Raw genomic sequence first — 14,722 nt, 5'->3', positions numbered from 1 at the left:
GACAGCGGGTAGGCGACCAGGCTCATGGCCGCCCCATCCTCTCGCGCCACATCGCCGCATAGGCCTCCTCCAGCGCGCGGGCGAGGCGATCGGTATCGAACAGCGGGGCCGTGTCACGCGCAGCCGCGAGGCGGGCCTTGAGCGCCGCCAGGACCTCGGGCCGCGACGCGAGGTCCAGCGCCGCCGCCTCGTAGCCGGCCGGGCCGGCGGTCACCAGCTCCGGCAGCCCCACCGCCGTCAGCAGGCTGGCCCCGACCCGCGAAGCGAAGCTGTCGCCGGCCATCGTCAGCACCGGCAGGCCGGCCCACAGCGCATCGCTGGCCGTGGTGTGGGCGCCGACCGGCGACGTATCGAGGAACAGGTCGGCCAGCCGGTAGCGCGCGAGATAGTCCGGCAAGGGCAGGCGCGGCGAGAAGACCAGCCGCTCCGGCGACAGGCCGCGCCGCACCGCCTCCCGCCGCAGGTTGCCCGGCACCTCCGGATGGCTCTCCAGCAGCCACAGCACGCTGCCCGGCACGGCGGCCAGCAGGCGGGCCCACAGATCGAACCAGACGGGGGTGATCTTGTAGGCGGCGTTGAAGCAGCAGAAGACGAAGCCGTCCTCCGGCAGGCCGCAGGCGCTCCTGGGCGGGGTGGTGCCGATGGGCCGGCTGCGGTCGTTCGGCTGATAGCAGTCGGGCAGAGCGACGATCCGCTCGCTGAAGGCGGGCTGCAGCCAGGGCGGCGCCACCACCGGATCGGCGATGACATGGTCGATGAAGGGCGCCCCCATGGTGCCGGGATAGCCCAGCCACTGCGCCTGCACCGGTGCCGGACGGCGCGCCGCAATGCCGGGCCGGGCGTGGTTGGTGTGGCCCTTCAGGTCGACCAGGATGTCGACGCCGGCCACCCGGATCGCCCGCGCCGCCTCGTCGTCCGGCAGCGTCGAGAGGTCGAGGAATCGGTCGAAGGCCCCCTTGAGCCGGCGGCGCAGCGGCCCGCCGTCGTCCGGCCCGTAGGAGCAGCCGACCGGCTCGACGCGCGCCCGGTCGTGCCGCTCGATCAGTTCGGCGATCAGGATTGCGGTGGCGTGCTCGTGGAAGTCGGCGGAGAGATAGCCGATGCGCAGCCGCTCCCGAGGTCCCGCCGTGTGGTGGACGGCCGGGACGATGCCGCGCGTCTTCCAGGCGCTGTAGCGCTCGGCGCAGACCCGCTCCAGCGCCGGCCCGGCCCCCTCGCCGAGAAAGATCCAGGGATGGGCCTGCTGCGTCCGTCCCTCCGCGACCAGCGCGACCAGCCGGGCGGACAGATCCGCCAGCCCGCCCCAGCGGCAGAGGTGACGCTTCTGCTGGATCAGTTGGGCGAGCGCCCCGCCCGGATCGGGCAGACCGAGCGCCAGCGCGCGGGTGAGGCCGGCGACCGCCTGCGCCAGACGGCCGGCGTCGCGCTGCGCCAGCGCCAGGGTCGCATGCCCCTCCGCCAGATCGGGCTTGAGGGCCAGCGCGATGCGGACGCCACCGACAGCGCCCTGGATGTCGCCGCGGTCGCGCAGCACGGCGGCGAGGTTCAGCCAGGCCGGAACCAGCCCGGCGTCGACGGCGAGCGCGCGGCGCAGCGCCGCCTCCGCCTCCGCCAGCCGGCCCAGGTCGCGCAGCATGGCGCCCTGGTTGCAGGGGGCGGCGGCGAAGGCCGGCATCAGCCGCGCCGCCTCGCCATAGCACTCGGCAGCCTCGGCGAGCAGCCCCGCGCCTGCAGCACGACGCCGAGGTTGAAGTGGATGCCGCCGAAGCCCGGCAGCCAGCCGAGGGCCTTGCGGTGATGTGCCTCCGCCTCCGTCACCCGGCCCTGTCGGCGCAGCGCCTCCCCGAAGTTGGTGCGGGCCACCGCCTCCTCCGGCCGGCCGGGCTCGCCCAGCGCGTCGAGCGCGTCGAACAGGCCGGCCAGCGCCGCCGCATCGTCCGGGCGGGTCGCCAGGGTGCGGCGGTGCAGGGCGACGGCGGCGCGCAGGCTGGCCTCGCTGGTCACGTCGGGGGGTGCCCCCTCACTTGCGCTGCCACTGGCCGGCCGGCGTCATGACGAACTGGCCCGGCGGCGTCAGGTCGATCAACTGCTTGCCGGCCACCGCCTGCACCTTGTCCAGCGCCGTGCCGTTGGTCTGGGCGATGTCGCGGTAGCGGGCGAGGCGCTGGCCGTTGATCTCGGCGGCGAGGCTCTGGGCGGCGGCGGGCGCACCCGGCACCGCGCCGACCAGCCCGTCCGGCCGCTCGCCGATCTGGCCGGCGGCCTTGGCGGCGGACAGGGCGTCCTGGGCCGGCGCCAAGGCCGGCGCGCCGGCCAGCGACAGCGCGATGAGGACCGGAGCGATCAGGCGCTTCATTTCGTCTTCTCCTTTCCGCTCTTCTCGGCCGCTTCCTTCACGGCGGCCGGCGGCAGGCCGAACAGGGCGGGATCGCTGGCGATGGCCTTGTCCACGTCGCGTTCCAGCTTCACGCGGACCTCCTGTTCGATCCGGACGTTCAGGTTGATCTCGATCGGCTTGTCGGGCGCTTCGATCTTCACCGTCGGGGCGCAGGCGGCGAGCGCCAGCAGGGTCGTCACGGCAAGCCCGGCGGGGCCGCGGCGGAAAAGGCGGGTCGTCATGGTCTGGGTCAGCGGTCCTTTCGTCCGAAATCGGTCATGCCTTCCCGCACGGCGTCGGGAATGCGGGCAGCGTCCAGGCTCTGGCGCAGGATCCGGTCGAGCGCGCCGGAGAGCTTAAGGTTAAGCGCGACCGGATAGCCATCGTAGAATGCCGGGTTGGCGCCGCGCACCGCGACGCCGACGCTGAGCTCGCCGCCCGCCTGCCCGTCCACCGTCAGGCGCAGGCTCTCATAGCGGAAGTCGGTCAGCGCGCCCAGCAGCATGCCGGTGGGGCTGCCGGGATCGCCCTGCAGGGCGCTCGGCGGCTTCTCGGGATCATAGCGCAGCGTTCCCGGTCCGGCCGATTCGAGAATCCCGCCGTCGACCCGGACCACGTCGCCGGCCAGCGTGACCGGCAACGAGCCGCCAAGCCGTCCGCTGGCCTCCAGCCCGTCGACGTCGATCATCGCGAAGAGCCGGGCGAGGTCCACCCCCTCGGCATGCAGCGTCACCGCTCCCTTCGGCGCCTCCGGCCGGAAGGCGACGGGGTCGGAGCGCAGGAGGCCGCCGGCCCAATGCCACTGCGCCTCCTCGATGGACAGACGTCCGTCGCGGCCGTAGCCGAAGCGCACCGTCCCGTCGGTCAGCGGAACCCCGACGTCGAGCAGCCCGATCTTCAGAATCTGCCCGGCCGGCACCTCCGGCGGCAGCAGGCTGGTGAGCGCGATGGTGCCGCTGGCCGCCGCGACCGTCACCGGCCCCACCCGCCCCGTCACTCCGGCGAGCTTCACCTGGGCGCCGGATCGCAACCCCTTCCCGGTCCAGGCGAAGGTCGCGCTGCCGCCGATCGTCCCCGCGGCCTCGTCGACCAGGGCCGCCAGCCGCGGCGACAGGGCGCCTAGCCCCGGCCCGCCGGGCTTCAGCCGGATCGGCTTCGCGGTCAGGACGAACCGCCCCTCGCCGCTCGCCGGATCGTGCCGGCCCTCTCCGCCGGCGGACAACACCCCGTCGGCGCCGGTCACCGTGGCGGTGAGCGCGATCGCCTGCCCCGCCGGCTGTTCCGCCCGGACGGCAAGCGCCAGCGGGGCGAAGTCGGCCGGCTTGCCGGTCGGCCGGAGGGAGGCGACGCGCAGGTCGGCCGCCTGGGCGGCGGCGTCCTGCGCCAGATCGGCCTCCACCCCTTCGGCCAGAATTCTGCGGCCGGTCAGCTCGATCCGCGGGCTCTCGATCCGGGCGGCGAGCCGCAATCCGGCCGATCCCCAGCGCAGCACCTCCCCGGCGGCCGGCGTGCAGACGCGCAGGCCCTGCGGCGCGGCGACCGCCTCGCCCGCCACCTCCAGCCCCTCGACGCTTCCCTCCAGACAGCCGAGCGGGCTCGCCACGACGCCCTCCGGCGTCAACCCGATCAGCAACGGTCCGGAAAGCGTCCCGCGCCCCGCCAGCGCCAGCCCATAGCGCTCCCCCGCCGGGCCGAGAGCGCCGAACGCGACCAGGCTGTCCAGCCGAAGCCGCGCCCCGTCCAGCCCGATGCCGGCAATCGACACCCGCGCCTCCGGAAAGCCGGAGTCGCGCAGAGCGGCGGTCGCGATGGCCTCGGCCAAGGGCCTGGCGAACAGGACGCCGGCCGCGCCGAGCGTCACGACGCCCAGCGCGCTCCACCGCAGCCTCTTCCGCCACTTCCCCGTCTGCCGCACGGTCCGCCTCCTCCCATCGGTCTGCCGACATGAACGCCGGGATCCATCCGTTTCGTCCGTGACCTTTGGTGGGTAGCCGATCCGGCCAGAGCTTCGCCACAGCCGATTGCGGCGGGGCGCGAGTCGGAGTAATTTCCATAACGGATCGACTCTGGCGGAACGCCCGGACCATGGTTGGCGGCCTGTCCTCCCTGTCGCCGCTTGCGGCCTCCTACGGCCTGCCGCGCCTCGGCGGCGGGGCGGAAGCGCGTGCCGGCAAGGGCGGCCAGGAAACGGACCGGGAGGCGGCCACGCAGGCCGCCGGCGGCCCGCAGTCGCCGGATCTGCAGTCGCCGGAGATCCAGCAGCAGATCCAGAAGCTGAAGGAGACGGACAGCCGCGTCCGCCAGCACGAGGCGGCGCATCAGGCGGCCGGCGGCGGGCTGGCCGGCGGCGCGTCCTTCACCACGACCCGCGGACCGGACGGCAAGACCTACGCCACCGGCGGCGAGGTCCCCATCGACATCAGCAGGGAAGCCGACCCGCAGGCCACCATCGCCAAGATGGAGCAGGTCAAGGCCGCCGCCCTCGCCCCCGCCGACCCGTCGCCGCAGGATCTCCGCGTGGCCGCCCAGGCCGACGCCACCAAGGCGCAGGCCCGGCAGGAACTCAGCCGCGCCCAATCCCAGGCGAACGGAACCCAGGCGAACGGAACCCAGGCCGGTGGTTCGCCGGGGTCCGGCTCGCGGGAGACCGATGGCCCCGCAGGCGGCATGGCGGCCATGGCCAGGGGCATCGCCGCCTATTCGTCTGCCCAGGGCCTCGGCGCGGCGCCGAATCGCGGCGCCGGCCTCGTGGTATAGCCGCCGTCCCTATCGCCGGACCGGCGTCTCGCCGTCGAGCGTCAGCAGCGGGCCGTACAGCTCCGGCCGGCGGTCGCGGAATACGCCCCAGGACGCCCGCTGCAGGGCGATCCGGTCGAGGTCGAAGGTCGCCGTCAGCACCGTCTCGCTCTCCCGGTCGGCCTGGGCGACGATCTCGCCCTGCGGCCCGGCGATGAAGGACGAGCCGTAGAAGGTGATCCCGCAGGTCTCCCCCTCCTCGCGCCCGATGCGGTTGGAGGCGACGAGCGGCATCAGGTTCGCCCCGGCATGGCCCTGCATCACGCGGGTCCAGTGGCCCTGGCTGTCGATGCCGGAATCCTGCGGCTCCGACCCGATGGCGGTCGGATAGAGCAGCACCTCCGCCCCCTTCAGCGCCATGACCCTCGCGGTCTCCGGGAACCACTGGTCCCAGCAGATGGCGCAGCCGATGGTGGCGTAGCGGGTCTTGTAGACCTGGATGCCGGTGTCGCCGGGGCTGAAATAGAACTTCTCCTGGTAGCCCGGCCCGTCGGGGATGTGGGACTTGCGGTAGACGCCCAGCACCGTGCCGTCGGCGTCGACGATGGCGACCGAATTGTAATAGGCGTTGCGCGCCTTCTCGAAGAAGCTGACGGGAATCACCACCGACAGCTCGCGGGCGAGCGCGCTCATCCGCGCGATGACCGGATGGTCCTCGACCGGGGCGGCCAGCGAGAAGAGCGACTGCTTCTGGTCCTTGCAGAAGTACGGAGTCTCGAACAGCTCCTGCGGCAGGATGATCTGCGCGCCACGGCCAGCCGCCTCGCGGACCAGGCGCTCGACCGAGGCCACGTTGGCGTCGCGGTCCCAACTGCAGGACGTCTGGGTGGCGGCGACGGTGACGGTGCGGGACGCGGTGGTCATGGCGCTGGCATCTCCTGGAATGCGTCTGGAAGACGGAAACTGCGTGCTGTTTGGCGTCGAACCGCCGGCAGCGCAACAGCCCTGCGCACCGGCCCCTGCTGATTTCATCCGGCTGTCACGAAACCCGTGTAGACATCGGAGGTATCGCGGTCACCGGGGAAGAACTCGTATCCATTCCATTGAACTACATATCCCAATATGACCGGAACGGTCGCAGCTCGCCCCCTCTTCCACCCCGCGGGCGAAAGCTGTTCCACCCGCAACCATGGTTTCGACTGCGTCCGGCCGCGCGACGTCGCGTGCCGATGCTCCGGTCACTGCGGCCACAACGTTTGCTTGGCGCAATTTCTTTGCTCTTTGGCTCCTGCCCGTTATGATCGGGAGAAACCAGGGCGCCCGTTCATGCCAAGGTGGCAGATCGTCCTGTCGATCGCCGCACGGCCGGGCCAATGACGGCTGAGAGATTGTCGGGATGGTGGCGAGTTTCAAGAGCGCCGGGCCGAAGAATGTCGAGGGGGCGGAGACGCTTGCGCCTTGCGTTCCGGTACGGCAGGACGACACCCTTCTGCAGGTGGTGCGCGACGTGAACCGTGCCTTCGCGCGCACCGTCCAGGCGCGGATCGCCAGCTATGGCGTCAGCATGGGCCACTGGTTCTTCCTGCGCGCGCTGTGGGAGGAGGACGGGCTGACCCAGCGGCAGTTGAGCCACCGCGCCGGCATGATGGAGCCCACCACCGTCACCGCCATCAACGCGATGGAGGAACAGGACCTCGTCCAGCGCGTGCGCAACGCCCACGACCGCCGCAAGGTCAACGTCTTCCTCACCGCCAAGGGCCGCGCCCTGCGCGACGAGGTGCTTCCGGGAGTGGCCGACATCGCCACCCAGGCGACCCGGGGGGTCGAGTCGCAGGAGATCGCGCAGGCGATCGACATCCTGCGCCGCATCGGCACCAACCTGGGCGTCACGGCGGGCGAGCGCTCCCCCTTCGCCCTCGACCAGGACTGAGCCCGCCGGACGCGGATCACAGCCTTCCCGCCTCCAGCGTCCGCGACCAGTGCGCGAGGCGCTCCTTCAGCGTGGCGGCACGGGCATAGGCCGGCTCCTCCTCCTTGAACTCGACGGGGTCCACCACCTCGAACGCCAGGCCGTCGGGACCGTGTGCCGTCCAGGCCGCCTGCAGGTCGCGGTGCGGGCTCACCCCCATGCGGAGCTGGAACCACAGCCGGTTCCGGATGGTGGCCAGGTCCGGCGCCGTGCCGACCCAGACCTGCCCGCTGGCGGCGCAGCGCACCGCATAGACGCCGGCGGACACCTTGCGCTCCTTGTAGGCCGATACGGCGGCCCGCCGCTCTTCACCCTTCATGACCCGCTCCTTCCCGGGCGGCGCAAAGGACACGCCGCGCCGGGAGATTTATACCCGGGTCAAATACCGGTAAAGTTTTTACCCAGGGAAAATTCCCGATTGTCGCGGCCGGCCGTCGGGATCAGTCCTCGGGCTCAGTCGTCGGGGTCGGGCGGCGGCGGCAGGCTGGCGCCGGTCAGGTTGGCGTTGGTGAAGCCGGCGTCGCGGATGTTGGCGTCGCTCAGGATGGCGCCGGTCAGGTTCGCATTGGCGAAGTTGCTGCCCGCCAGATTGGCCCCGCGCATGTTTGTCCGCACGCAGGACGCCCCGACGAAGCTGCAGCCGGTCAGGTTGGCCGCCCACAGCCGCCCGGTGGGCTTGCCGTCCGGCCCCTTTATGTCCACCCAGCCGATCCCCGCCCCGTCCAGCCGCGCCCCATTGAAGTTGGCGCCGCGCAGGTTCGACCCGTCGAGGATCGCCCCGGCGAAATCGGCGCCGGACAGGTTGGCTTCCGACAGGTCGCACATGATCAGCAGCGCCTCGCCCATCTTGGCGCCGGACAGGTTCACGCCCTTCAGGCTGGCGCCCGACAGGTTCACGCCGTGCAGGTCGATGTGCGACAGGTCGGCGCCGCTGAGGTCGGCCCGTGCGCCCAGCGAGCCGTTGGTGTTGATCCAGTTGTAGTGGTCGTGCAGCGCGTGCTGGATCTGGATCGAGAAATTGTCGGCCGAGCGGGCGAGGTTGGCCCCCGTCGTGTCGGCGCCCGACAGGTCCGCCCCCTCCAGCTTGGCGCCCTGCAGGTCGGCGTTGCGCAGGTTGGCCCCGGTCAGATGCGCCCCGGCCAGATTGGCGTCGCGCAGCACCGCCCCCTGCAGGTTCACCCCGGACAGGTTGCAGCTCCGCAGGTCGGCGCGGGCGAGGTTGCAGTTCTTCATGGTGGAGCGCAGCAGCGTGGCGCCGGTCAGCAGCGCCCCCTCGCAGTCCGCCCCGTTCATCGACACGTCCGTCAGGTCGGCGCCCGACAGGTTCGCGTTGGTCATCGACGCGTCGTCGAAATTGGTGCCGGACAGGTCGGAGCGGACGAAGTCCAGCCCCTTCGCCCCGGCGCCGGTGCCGGGGGCGCCGCCGCCGTAGAGCAGCGCGCCGCCGCGCAGGTCGGCTTCCTTCAGGATGGCGCCCTTCAGCTTGGCGCCCCGCATATGGGCGCCGCGCAGGTCGGCGCGGAACAGGTTGCAGCCGGTCAGGTCCGCCTTGGTCAGGTGGGCGGCGAACAGGTCGGCATGGCTGAGGTTGGCCCGGCTGAAATCGCAATGGGTCAGGACGGCCCCGGACAGCTTGCCCTGGGTCAGGTCGACGCCGGACAGGTTGGCCCCCTCCAGGTTGACCATGGTCAGGTTGGCGCGCGATCCGCCCGGCTTGTTCTTCAGCCAGCGCTCGTGCTTTTCGAGCACGGCGACCAACTCATGTGGCGTCATGGGCCCGGTCCGGTTTCCGCCGCCTCGACATGGGGCTGCCAGCCCGCTGGGCCGGTACCGGTCGAGGATGGCTGCAAGGTCACTCCAATCGATAGACCACTCTCCCGAAATAATCTATTCCAAAGGTTAAGGGGGGTGGGGCCATGGCAGCCGGCCGCCGCCGCCGCCATCTATGCTCCGGCGAAACGCGTTGAGGGGGATCAGGCATGACGACCAGCCACACCGTAGCGGCCTTCGATGCGGAACTTGCCGCTCTGCGCCGGACCATCGACAGCATGGCGGAGCTGGTGGAACGTCAGGTCGGCGATGCGATCGAGGCGCTGGCCGCCCGCGACTCCGTCCGCGCCGCCGCCATCGTCAAGGAGGACGCCGCCATCGACCGGCTGGAGGCCGAGGTGGAGGCGATGGTCGTACGCATGCTGGCCCTGCGCCAGCCCATGGCGAAGGATCTGCGGGAGATCGTCTCGGCCCTCAAGATCGCCTCCAACCTGGAACGGATGGGCGACTTCGCCGGCTCCGTCGCCAAGCGTGCCATCACGCTCGCCGGCCTGCCGGTGGCGCCGCCGCTCTCCTCGCTGTCCTGGATGGGGCAGATGGTGCTGGGCATGATCCGCGACATGCGGCGCGCCTACGCCGAGCAGGACGCGGCGCTCGCCACCGCGGTGCGCGACCGCGACGGCGAGGTGGATGCCGCCTACACCAGCCTGTTCCGCGAGGTGCTGACCTACATGATGGAGACGCCGCAGCAGATCAGCGGCTGCACGCACCTGCTGTTCGCCGCCAAGTCGATCGAGCGCATCGGCGACCACGCGACCAACGTGGCGGAGAATGTCTGCTTCCTCGTCAAGGGCCGCCTGCCGAGCGAGGAGCGGCACAAGGAGGATCTCTCCAGCTCCACCGTCGTGCCGCCGAAGGACTGATCCACGGGAACCCCGGCGTCCTCCGCCCGGTTTTCCGCTGAAACCAAGCCAGCGGAGACCGGGCCATGATCGCCGACCTCATCCAATCCGACCACCGGGCCGGACGCGAACTCTTCGCCGCGGTGGGAAACGCGCCCCAGCAGGCCTGGGCGGAGCGTGAGGGGGAGATGCGGGCGCTCGCCGGGCGCTGGCAGGCCCACACGGCGATGCTGGAGCAGGCCGTGCTGCGCCGCCTGCCGGCCGACGAGCGGGTGACCTCGGTGGCCGAGGGCAGCCGCCGCGTCGCGGCGATGGCCGATGACCTCGCCCGCCGCGCGCCGCAGCGCGACGCCGATCACCGCTGGCTCGCCGATTTCGAGACGTTGCGCGCCCTGTTCGATACCAGTGCGGACGGGAGGAGACGGTTCTCCTCCCCCTGATCCGCGATGTTCTGGCCGGACCGGACCTCGCCGCCCTCAACGAGGAGGTGGCGCGGCTGCGCGGCGCGGCCTGACGCCCTCGCGCGGTTCAGCCCGGGGTGGCGCCCGGCGCCGGTGTGCCGGTGCCCGACTGGCGCAGGCGGTCGAGCAGGCCCTTGGTCGCGAAGCCGTCGGGAATGGCGCCCACCGACTTCTGGAAGCGGCGGACGGCGTTGCGCGTGTTGGCGCCGACGATGCCGTCCGGCGTTCCCGGCTCGTAGCCGAGCGAGGCGAGCCGCTGCTGCAGTTCCATCCGCTCGTCGCGGCTCAGCGCCTGTTCCTCCCGCGGCCAGATTCCGATGATGCCCGGACGGCCCGACATGCGGTCGGCCAGCAGCGCCACCGCCAGCGCATAGCTGGTGGAGGGGTTGTAGCGCATGATGGCGCGGAAATTCTCCCGCACCAGGAAGGCCGGCCCGCGATGGCCGGCCAGCACCAGGATCGCGGCGGGGTCGTCGCCCGACAGGTCGCTGCCGGCCGCCGGGACGACGCCCATCCGGCGCCATTCCGATACCGGCCGCGTCACGTTCAGCTCCGCCAGCTCGTAGGGGAAGCCGGAGGGGAGCCGCACCTCCTCGCCCCAGCGTTCGCCGGCGCGCCAGCCGTTGGCCAGGACGAACTTGGCGGTGGAGGCCAGCACGTCGGGCATGCTGCCCCAGATGTCGCGGCGGCCGTCGCCGTCCTCGTCCACCGCGTTCTTCAGGAACACGGTCGGCATGAACTGCGTCTGGCCCATCGCGCCGGCCCAGGAACCGTTCATCCGCTCCAGCGGGATGTCGCCGGCATCGAGGATGCGCAGAGCCGCCAGCAGCTCCGTCCGGAAATAGGCGGCGCGACGCCCCTCGAAGGCCAGCGTGGTCAGGGCGTCGATGACCGGGAAATTGCCCATGGAGTTGCCGAAGTCGCTCTCCACCGCCCAGAACCCCATCAGGATCTCGGGCGGGACGCCGGTGCGCTGGTTGATCCGCTGCAGCAGCGCGGCGTTCTCCTGGATCCGCTGGCGGCCGGCCTGCACCCGACGCTCGTTGACCGCGCTGTCGAGATACTGCCAGGGCTGGCGCGTGAACTCCGGCTGGCTGCGGTCCAGCTCGACCACCCGGTCGGACAGCTTCACCTTCTGGAAGGCGCGGTCGAAGGTCTGCGGCCGGATGCCCTGGGCCAGCGCCTCGGCGCGCAGCCCGCGCAGCCAGTCGTCGAAGGATGCTGGCTGTGCGGCGGTCTGGGCGGCGGAGAGGGCCGGCGCCGCGGCAGCCGTGCCGGCGGTCGTCGCCGTCGCTTGCGAGGAGGCGCCGGTGGTCTGGCAGCCGGCGAGCAGGAGCGCCGCCATCAGCAGCCGGGACGGGCGATGGCGGACGAGGGCAGGAAACTGGATGCGCATGCGCGTGTCGAAGCCGTTGCTTGGGGATTGCCCCTCCCGAACCGGCGGGGCCGGACCGGGAAGACCGGATCCGCAGACCCTAGGACGCTCCGCTCCCCGGCTCAACGGACAACTGCGCAAGGCTTGGGAATCCTGGTTTCCGGCGGCCGTGGAACCGGGAACGAACCTTGAACGGAAGACGTCGCGGCACCATATGGTTTGCATACCGAAACAAGCGGAAGATCAGATCGCGGCCGGCCCCTGCCCGGCCCGGAGGAGTTGCGATGCCCTATGTCCCGACCATCGACCTGACGCCTCAGGTCTCCATGCTGCTGGCGCGCGGCATGCTGCGGCTGAACCCCGGCCAATGGGTGCGGGGCGGCAAGGGCAGCGGCCGCTATCTCCGCACCGATCCGCGGACCGGCACCACCTATGTGAGCTGGGTGCGGCCCGGCGACGACTGGAGGACCGCCGGCGAGCGGTTCCACCGGGCTTGCCGCAAGGGCTATGTCGGGAAGTACCGGCCGCTGTACGAGCGGGACAAGGCCCTGCGCGCGAAGGGCAGCCTGTCGAAAGAGATGCCCCTGTTCCACGCTTGTTCGCGGAACACGGGCACCGCGGCTGCCGTTCATTGATCGGATTATAGGAACAGCAGACGAATAGCGGGGAACGGGAACCGGGACCCATCGGCCTGCAACCGAAACCGAGGGCAGCCAGACGGGCTGCAGCGGGGTGCCGACGCAATGAAGATCGTGATTTTCGGACTGACCAACGGCTATCGCGAGGAGACCGGCCACGGCGCCAGATGGCGCGCCCTGGTCCAGGCGCTCGCCAGCCGCGGTCATCGCGTGGTCGCCGTGGAACGGCTCGCCGATCCTGCCGCCCAGTCCGCCGATCCCATGGCGGGAGGGGCGGCGGTCGATTGGGCGATCCCCGGCGGCGACCGGCTGGCCTATCGCGACTGGGACGAGATCTCCGCCGAGGCCGCCCGGCAGAGCGACGACGCGGCCGTCGCGCTGGTCGTCGCCCATGGACCCGACGCCGTCGCCGCGGCCGGGCTGGTCCTGAACTCCCAGGCGGCGCGCAAGGTTCTTTACGACCCCGAAACGCCCTCGACCGTCGCGGCGCTGGCTGCCGGGGAGCAGGCGGCGCATCTTCCCGCCGACGGTCTTTCCGGCTTCGACATGGTCCTGGCGGCGGCCGGCGGCTCCCTTCTCGACTCGTTGCGCATCCGAACCGGTGCACGCGATGTGGCGCCGCTCTACCCGTGGATCGTTCCGGATCTGCATCGACCTGCAGATGCCCGTCAGGAGTTCCTCGGCGACCTCTGCTGCCTCGCCCCGGACGGGACGGTCCTGCGCAAGGGGCTGGAGCGGCTGTTCCTCGACCCGGCGCAGCGGCTGTCGCGCCGCCGGTTCGTCATCGCCGGATCCGGCCTGCCGGACGAGGTGGGGCGCACCGCCAACATCAAGACCGTGCCCGACCTGCCGCCGCGGGACCGGCCGGCCTTCCTCGCCTCCTCCACCCTGACGCTGGCCCTGGTGCGCGACGACGCGCGGGATGCCGGCTGGTGCCCGCCCGCCCGGCTGCTGGAGGCCGCGGCCTGCGGCGTGCCCATCGTCTCCGACCGCTGGGAGGGGCTGGACAGCTTCTTCGATCCCGGCCGCGAGATCCTCGCCGCGTCGCAGAGCGACGACGTCACCACCGCCCTGATGCTGCCGCGCAGCCATCTCGCCGATCTCGGCGCCCGCGCCCGCCGCCGCGTCCTGGCGGAGCACAGCGCGGAGCGGCGGGTGCAGGACCTGCGCAGCCTGCTCGACCTCAAGGGAGGCGGCGGCGACGACTGAGCGTTCTTCCGGCGACCTCTCCTTTCGGGAGCCTTCCATTCCCGGCGCCTCCTCACCACCCATACCCTGAACGGTTAAAGGCGGTGTGATGACCCTTACGATCCTCAGCGTTGCATCACCCTATGCGCCGGTCGATCCGGATTCCGGTGCCACGGACGGGCTCATGGTCGCGGCCCTGGACGCGGCGCTGGTCAGGGCAGGTCATCGCTCCCTGGTGATCGGGGTCGAAGGGTCGGCCGTGTCGGGATCGCTGATCCCGCTGCCGCGCGTCGCGGGGGCGGTGAACCAGCGGGCGCGCGGCATCGTCGCGAAGCGCGTCGCGGCGACCATCGCCTCGACGCTGGAGCGCCATCCGGTCGATCTGGTCCATCTGCATCTCGAGGATTTTCCCGTCTGCCTGCCGGCGACGGGGCTCCCCACCTTGGTCACGCTCCACCGTCCGCTGGACGACTATCCGCGGACGCCCTGACGCCCGACCGGCCCGACGTCTGGCTGACCGGCCTGTCCGCCTGGCAAATGCGCGACGCCCCGCCCGCCGCCCCCCTGCTGCCGCCGATCGAGATCGGGGTCGCGGTCGACCGGCTCTACATCCGCATTCCCAAGCGCAACTTCGTCGTCGGGCTCGGCAGCGTCGATCCCGACAGCGGCTTCGACCTCGCGCTGGAGGCCGCGCACGCCAGCGACATGCAGCTCGTCCTCAGCGGCGAGGTGCCGGCGACGGCGGAGGCGCGCAGCTATTTCCAGGACGTCATCCGCCCGCGCCTCGACCAGCGCCGGCGCTTCCTCGGCCCGATCGGCTTCGCGCGCAAGCGCTGGATGCTGGGTGCGGCGCGCTGCCTGATCTCGCCGCGCCGCAGCGTCGAGCCGACCTCGCTGGCGGCGCTGGAGGCGCTGGCCTGCGGCACGCCCGTCGTCGGCTACCCCGCCGGCCCGCTTCCCGGGATCGTCGAGCCCGGCGTGACCGGCTTCCTCGCCGAGGATGTCGAGGGCTTCGTCAAGGCGGTGGAGGCCGCCGCGACCATCGACCCCGACGCCTGCCGCGCCGCCGCCCGCACCCGCCACTCCATCGACGTGATGGCGGAGCGCTACCTCACGCTCTACGACGACCTCGCGATGGGCCGGGAGCCTGCGGTCGGGGTGGCCTGAGCCCCGACCGACGCCACCGGGCTGCCCGCCGCCGGCCGGCAGGATCAGGTTGCATTTCCTCGAAAACACACGCATGAGTGTATTCAGGCAACCGCCGCACCCGCAGGCGGCTGGCCGTGGCATCCTGTAGACACTCCAT

17 protein-coding genes are annotated in these 14,722 nt (G+C 71.7%); 8 read left to right on the top strand and 9 right to left on the bottom strand.

Features of this window, described 5'->3' with window-relative positions; genetic code table 11:
- Positions 1–22: 22 nt before the first annotated feature.
- From DEW08_RS12750 to DEW08_RS12735, 5 genes are read right to left on the bottom strand one after another with little or no spacing between them, the layout of a single operon-like run.
- Positions 23–1,675, bottom strand: coding sequence for an O-linked N-acetylglucosamine transferase, SPINDLY family protein (locus DEW08_RS12750; RefSeq protein ID WP_245986196.1), 1,653 nt, complete (start codon positions 1,673–1,675; stop codon positions 23–25).
- A complete protein-coding gene (locus DEW08_RS32310) occupies positions 1,675–2,004 on the bottom strand; it encodes a tetratricopeptide repeat protein (RefSeq protein WP_245986195.1) in 330 nt (109 codons plus the stop codon). The genes DEW08_RS12750 and DEW08_RS32310 overlap by 1 nt, the downstream gene beginning before the upstream one ends.
- Positions 2,005–2,020: 16 nt before the next feature.
- Positions 2,021–2,356: a YdbL family probable chaperone protein gene (locus DEW08_RS12745; RefSeq protein ID WP_109327643.1), complete on the bottom strand. Its 336-nt coding sequence runs from the start codon at positions 2,354–2,356 to the stop codon at positions 2,021–2,023.
- Positions 2,353–2,619 (bottom strand): YnbE family lipoprotein, encoded by a 267-nt coding sequence (locus DEW08_RS12740; protein ID WP_109327641.1) that lies wholly within the window; start codon positions 2,617–2,619, stop codon positions 2,353–2,355. Before DEW08_RS12740 ends, DEW08_RS12745 begins: the two co-directional genes overlap by 4 nt.
- 8 nt (positions 2,620–2,627) lie before the next feature.
- Complete coding sequence (locus DEW08_RS12735; RefSeq protein WP_245986194.1) at positions 2,628–4,292, bottom strand: intermembrane phospholipid transport YdbH family protein; 1,665 nt, start codon at positions 4,290–4,292, stop codon at positions 2,628–2,630.
- Between the two features lie 170 nt (positions 4,293–4,462).
- Here DEW08_RS12735 and DEW08_RS12730 point away from each other — a divergent pair, with 170 nt between their 5' ends.
- On the top strand, positions 4,463–5,134 hold the full coding sequence (locus DEW08_RS12730) for a putative metalloprotease CJM1_0395 family protein (RefSeq protein WP_109327638.1): 672 nt from the start codon (positions 4,463–4,465) through the stop codon (positions 5,132–5,134).
- A gap of 9 nt (positions 5,135–5,143) precedes the next feature.
- On the opposite strand, the gene aguB is transcribed toward DEW08_RS12730, so the two are convergent.
- Positions 5,144–6,037: an N-carbamoylputrescine amidase gene (gene aguB, locus DEW08_RS12725; RefSeq protein ID WP_109327636.1), complete on the bottom strand. Its 894-nt coding sequence runs from the start codon at positions 6,035–6,037 to the stop codon at positions 5,144–5,146.
- Positions 6,038–6,509: 472 nt separating this feature from the next.
- On the opposite strand from aguB, the gene DEW08_RS12720 reads away from it, so the two are divergent.
- Positions 6,510–7,043, top strand: a complete 534-nt coding sequence (locus tag DEW08_RS12720) for a MarR family winged helix-turn-helix transcriptional regulator (protein WP_109327635.1) — start codon at positions 6,510–6,512, stop codon at positions 7,041–7,043.
- A 16-nt stretch (positions 7,044–7,059) separates the two neighbouring features.
- Here DEW08_RS12720 and DEW08_RS12715 read toward each other — a convergent pair whose 3' ends face one another.
- Positions 7,060–7,401, bottom strand: coding sequence for a GIY-YIG nuclease family protein (locus tag DEW08_RS12715; RefSeq protein ID WP_109327632.1), 342 nt, complete (start codon positions 7,399–7,401; stop codon positions 7,060–7,062).
- Between the two features lie 134 nt (positions 7,402–7,535).
- Positions 7,536–8,855 carry a pentapeptide repeat-containing protein gene (locus DEW08_RS12710; protein ID WP_109327630.1) on the bottom strand — a complete coding sequence of 440 codons (1,320 nt, stop codon included), beginning with the start codon at positions 8,853–8,855 and terminating at the stop codon, positions 7,536–7,538.
- 206 nt (positions 8,856–9,061) lie between these two features.
- On the opposite strand from DEW08_RS12710, the gene phoU reads away from it, so the two are divergent.
- A complete protein-coding gene (phoU, locus tag DEW08_RS12705; RefSeq protein ID WP_109327627.1) occupies positions 9,062–9,775 on the top strand; it encodes a phosphate signaling complex protein PhoU in 714 nt (237 codons plus the stop codon).
- Between the two features lie 65 nt (positions 9,776–9,840).
- Positions 9,841–10,194 (top strand): hypothetical protein, encoded by a 354-nt coding sequence (locus DEW08_RS12700; RefSeq protein ID WP_109327625.1) that lies wholly within the window; start codon positions 9,841–9,843, stop codon positions 10,192–10,194.
- A gap of 88 nt (positions 10,195–10,282) precedes the next feature.
- Here DEW08_RS12700 and DEW08_RS12695 read toward each other — a convergent pair whose 3' ends face one another.
- The gene (locus DEW08_RS12695) at positions 10,283–11,611 is read right to left on the bottom strand and encodes a lytic murein transglycosylase (RefSeq protein ID WP_109327623.1); all 1,329 of its coding nucleotides are present in this window, start codon (positions 11,609–11,611) and stop codon (positions 10,283–10,285) included.
- A 263-nt stretch (positions 11,612–11,874) separates the two neighbouring features.
- Here DEW08_RS12695 and DEW08_RS12690 point away from each other — a divergent pair, with 263 nt between their 5' ends.
- From DEW08_RS12690 to DEW08_RS12675, 4 genes are all read left to right on the top strand, one after another.
- Positions 11,875–12,225: a hypothetical protein gene (locus DEW08_RS12690; RefSeq protein ID WP_109327621.1), complete on the top strand. Its 351-nt coding sequence runs from the start codon at positions 11,875–11,877 to the stop codon at positions 12,223–12,225.
- A gap of 108 nt (positions 12,226–12,333) precedes the next feature.
- Positions 12,334–13,437: a CgeB family protein gene (locus DEW08_RS12685; protein ID WP_109327619.1), complete on the top strand. Its 1,104-nt coding sequence runs from the start codon at positions 12,334–12,336 to the stop codon at positions 13,435–13,437.
- A gap of 88 nt (positions 13,438–13,525) precedes the next feature.
- A complete protein-coding gene (locus DEW08_RS12680) occupies positions 13,526–13,906 on the top strand; it encodes a glycosyltransferase family protein (protein ID WP_146214688.1) in 381 nt (126 codons plus the stop codon).
- Positions 13,907–13,953: 47 nt separating this feature from the next.
- The gene (locus tag DEW08_RS12675; protein WP_109327615.1) at positions 13,954–14,583 is read left to right on the top strand and encodes a glycosyltransferase; all 630 of its coding nucleotides are present in this window, start codon (positions 13,954–13,956) and stop codon (positions 14,581–14,583) included.
- Positions 14,584–14,722 lie beyond the last annotated feature (139 nt).

It is taken from the genome of Azospirillum thermophilum (genome assembly GCF_003130795.1).
In the GTDB taxonomy this organism is placed as follows: Bacteria; Pseudomonadota; Alphaproteobacteria; order Azospirillales; family Azospirillaceae; genus Azospirillum; species Azospirillum thermophilum.
This window is presented reverse-complemented; position numbering and strand designations above follow the sequence as displayed.

What these genes read in the sequence shown, in the direction of transcription:
- DEW08_RS12750 (WP_245986196.1), bottom strand. Translation starts at nt 1,675, where the DNA reads ATGCCGGCCTTCGCCGCCGCCCCCTGCAACCAGGGCGCCATGCTGCGC.
- DEW08_RS12745 (WP_109327643.1), bottom strand. Translation starts at nt 2,356, where the DNA reads ATGAAGCGCCTGATCGCTCCGGTCCTCATCGCGCTGTCGCTGGCCGGC.
- DEW08_RS12740 (WP_109327641.1), bottom strand. Translation starts at nt 2,619, where the DNA reads ATGACGACCCGCCTTTTCCGCCGCGGCCCCGCCGGGCTTGCCGTGACG.
- DEW08_RS12730 (WP_109327638.1), top strand. Translation starts at nt 4,463, where the DNA reads ATGGTTGGCGGCCTGTCCTCCCTGTCGCCGCTTGCGGCCTCCTACGGC.
- aguB (WP_109327636.1), bottom strand. Translation starts at nt 6,037, where the DNA reads ATGACCACCGCGTCCCGCACCGTCACCGTCGCCGCCACCCAGACGTCC.
- DEW08_RS12720 (WP_109327635.1), top strand. Translation starts at nt 6,510, where the DNA reads ATGGTGGCGAGTTTCAAGAGCGCCGGGCCGAAGAATGTCGAGGGGGCG.
- DEW08_RS12715 (WP_109327632.1), bottom strand. Translation starts at nt 7,401, where the DNA reads ATGAAGGGTGAAGAGCGGCGGGCCGCCGTATCGGCCTACAAGGAGCGC.
- DEW08_RS12710 (WP_109327630.1), bottom strand. Translation starts at nt 8,855, where the DNA reads ATGACGCCACATGAGTTGGTCGCCGTGCTCGAAAAGCACGAGCGCTGG.
- phoU (WP_109327627.1), top strand. Translation starts at nt 9,062, where the DNA reads ATGACGACCAGCCACACCGTAGCGGCCTTCGATGCGGAACTTGCCGCT.
- DEW08_RS12700 (WP_109327625.1), top strand. Translation starts at nt 9,841, where the DNA reads ATGATCGCCGACCTCATCCAATCCGACCACCGGGCCGGACGCGAACTC.
- DEW08_RS12695 (WP_109327623.1), bottom strand. Translation starts at nt 11,611, where the DNA reads ATGCGCATCCAGTTTCCTGCCCTCGTCCGCCATCGCCCGTCCCGGCTG.
- DEW08_RS12690 (WP_109327621.1), top strand. Translation starts at nt 11,875, where the DNA reads ATGCCCTATGTCCCGACCATCGACCTGACGCCTCAGGTCTCCATGCTG.
- DEW08_RS12685 (WP_109327619.1), top strand. Translation starts at nt 12,334, where the DNA reads ATGAAGATCGTGATTTTCGGACTGACCAACGGCTATCGCGAGGAGACC.
- DEW08_RS12680 (WP_146214688.1), top strand. Translation starts at nt 13,526, where the DNA reads ATGACCCTTACGATCCTCAGCGTTGCATCACCCTATGCGCCGGTCGAT.
- DEW08_RS12675 (WP_109327615.1), top strand. Translation starts at nt 13,954, where the DNA reads ATGCGCGACGCCCCGCCCGCCGCCCCCCTGCTGCCGCCGATCGAGATC.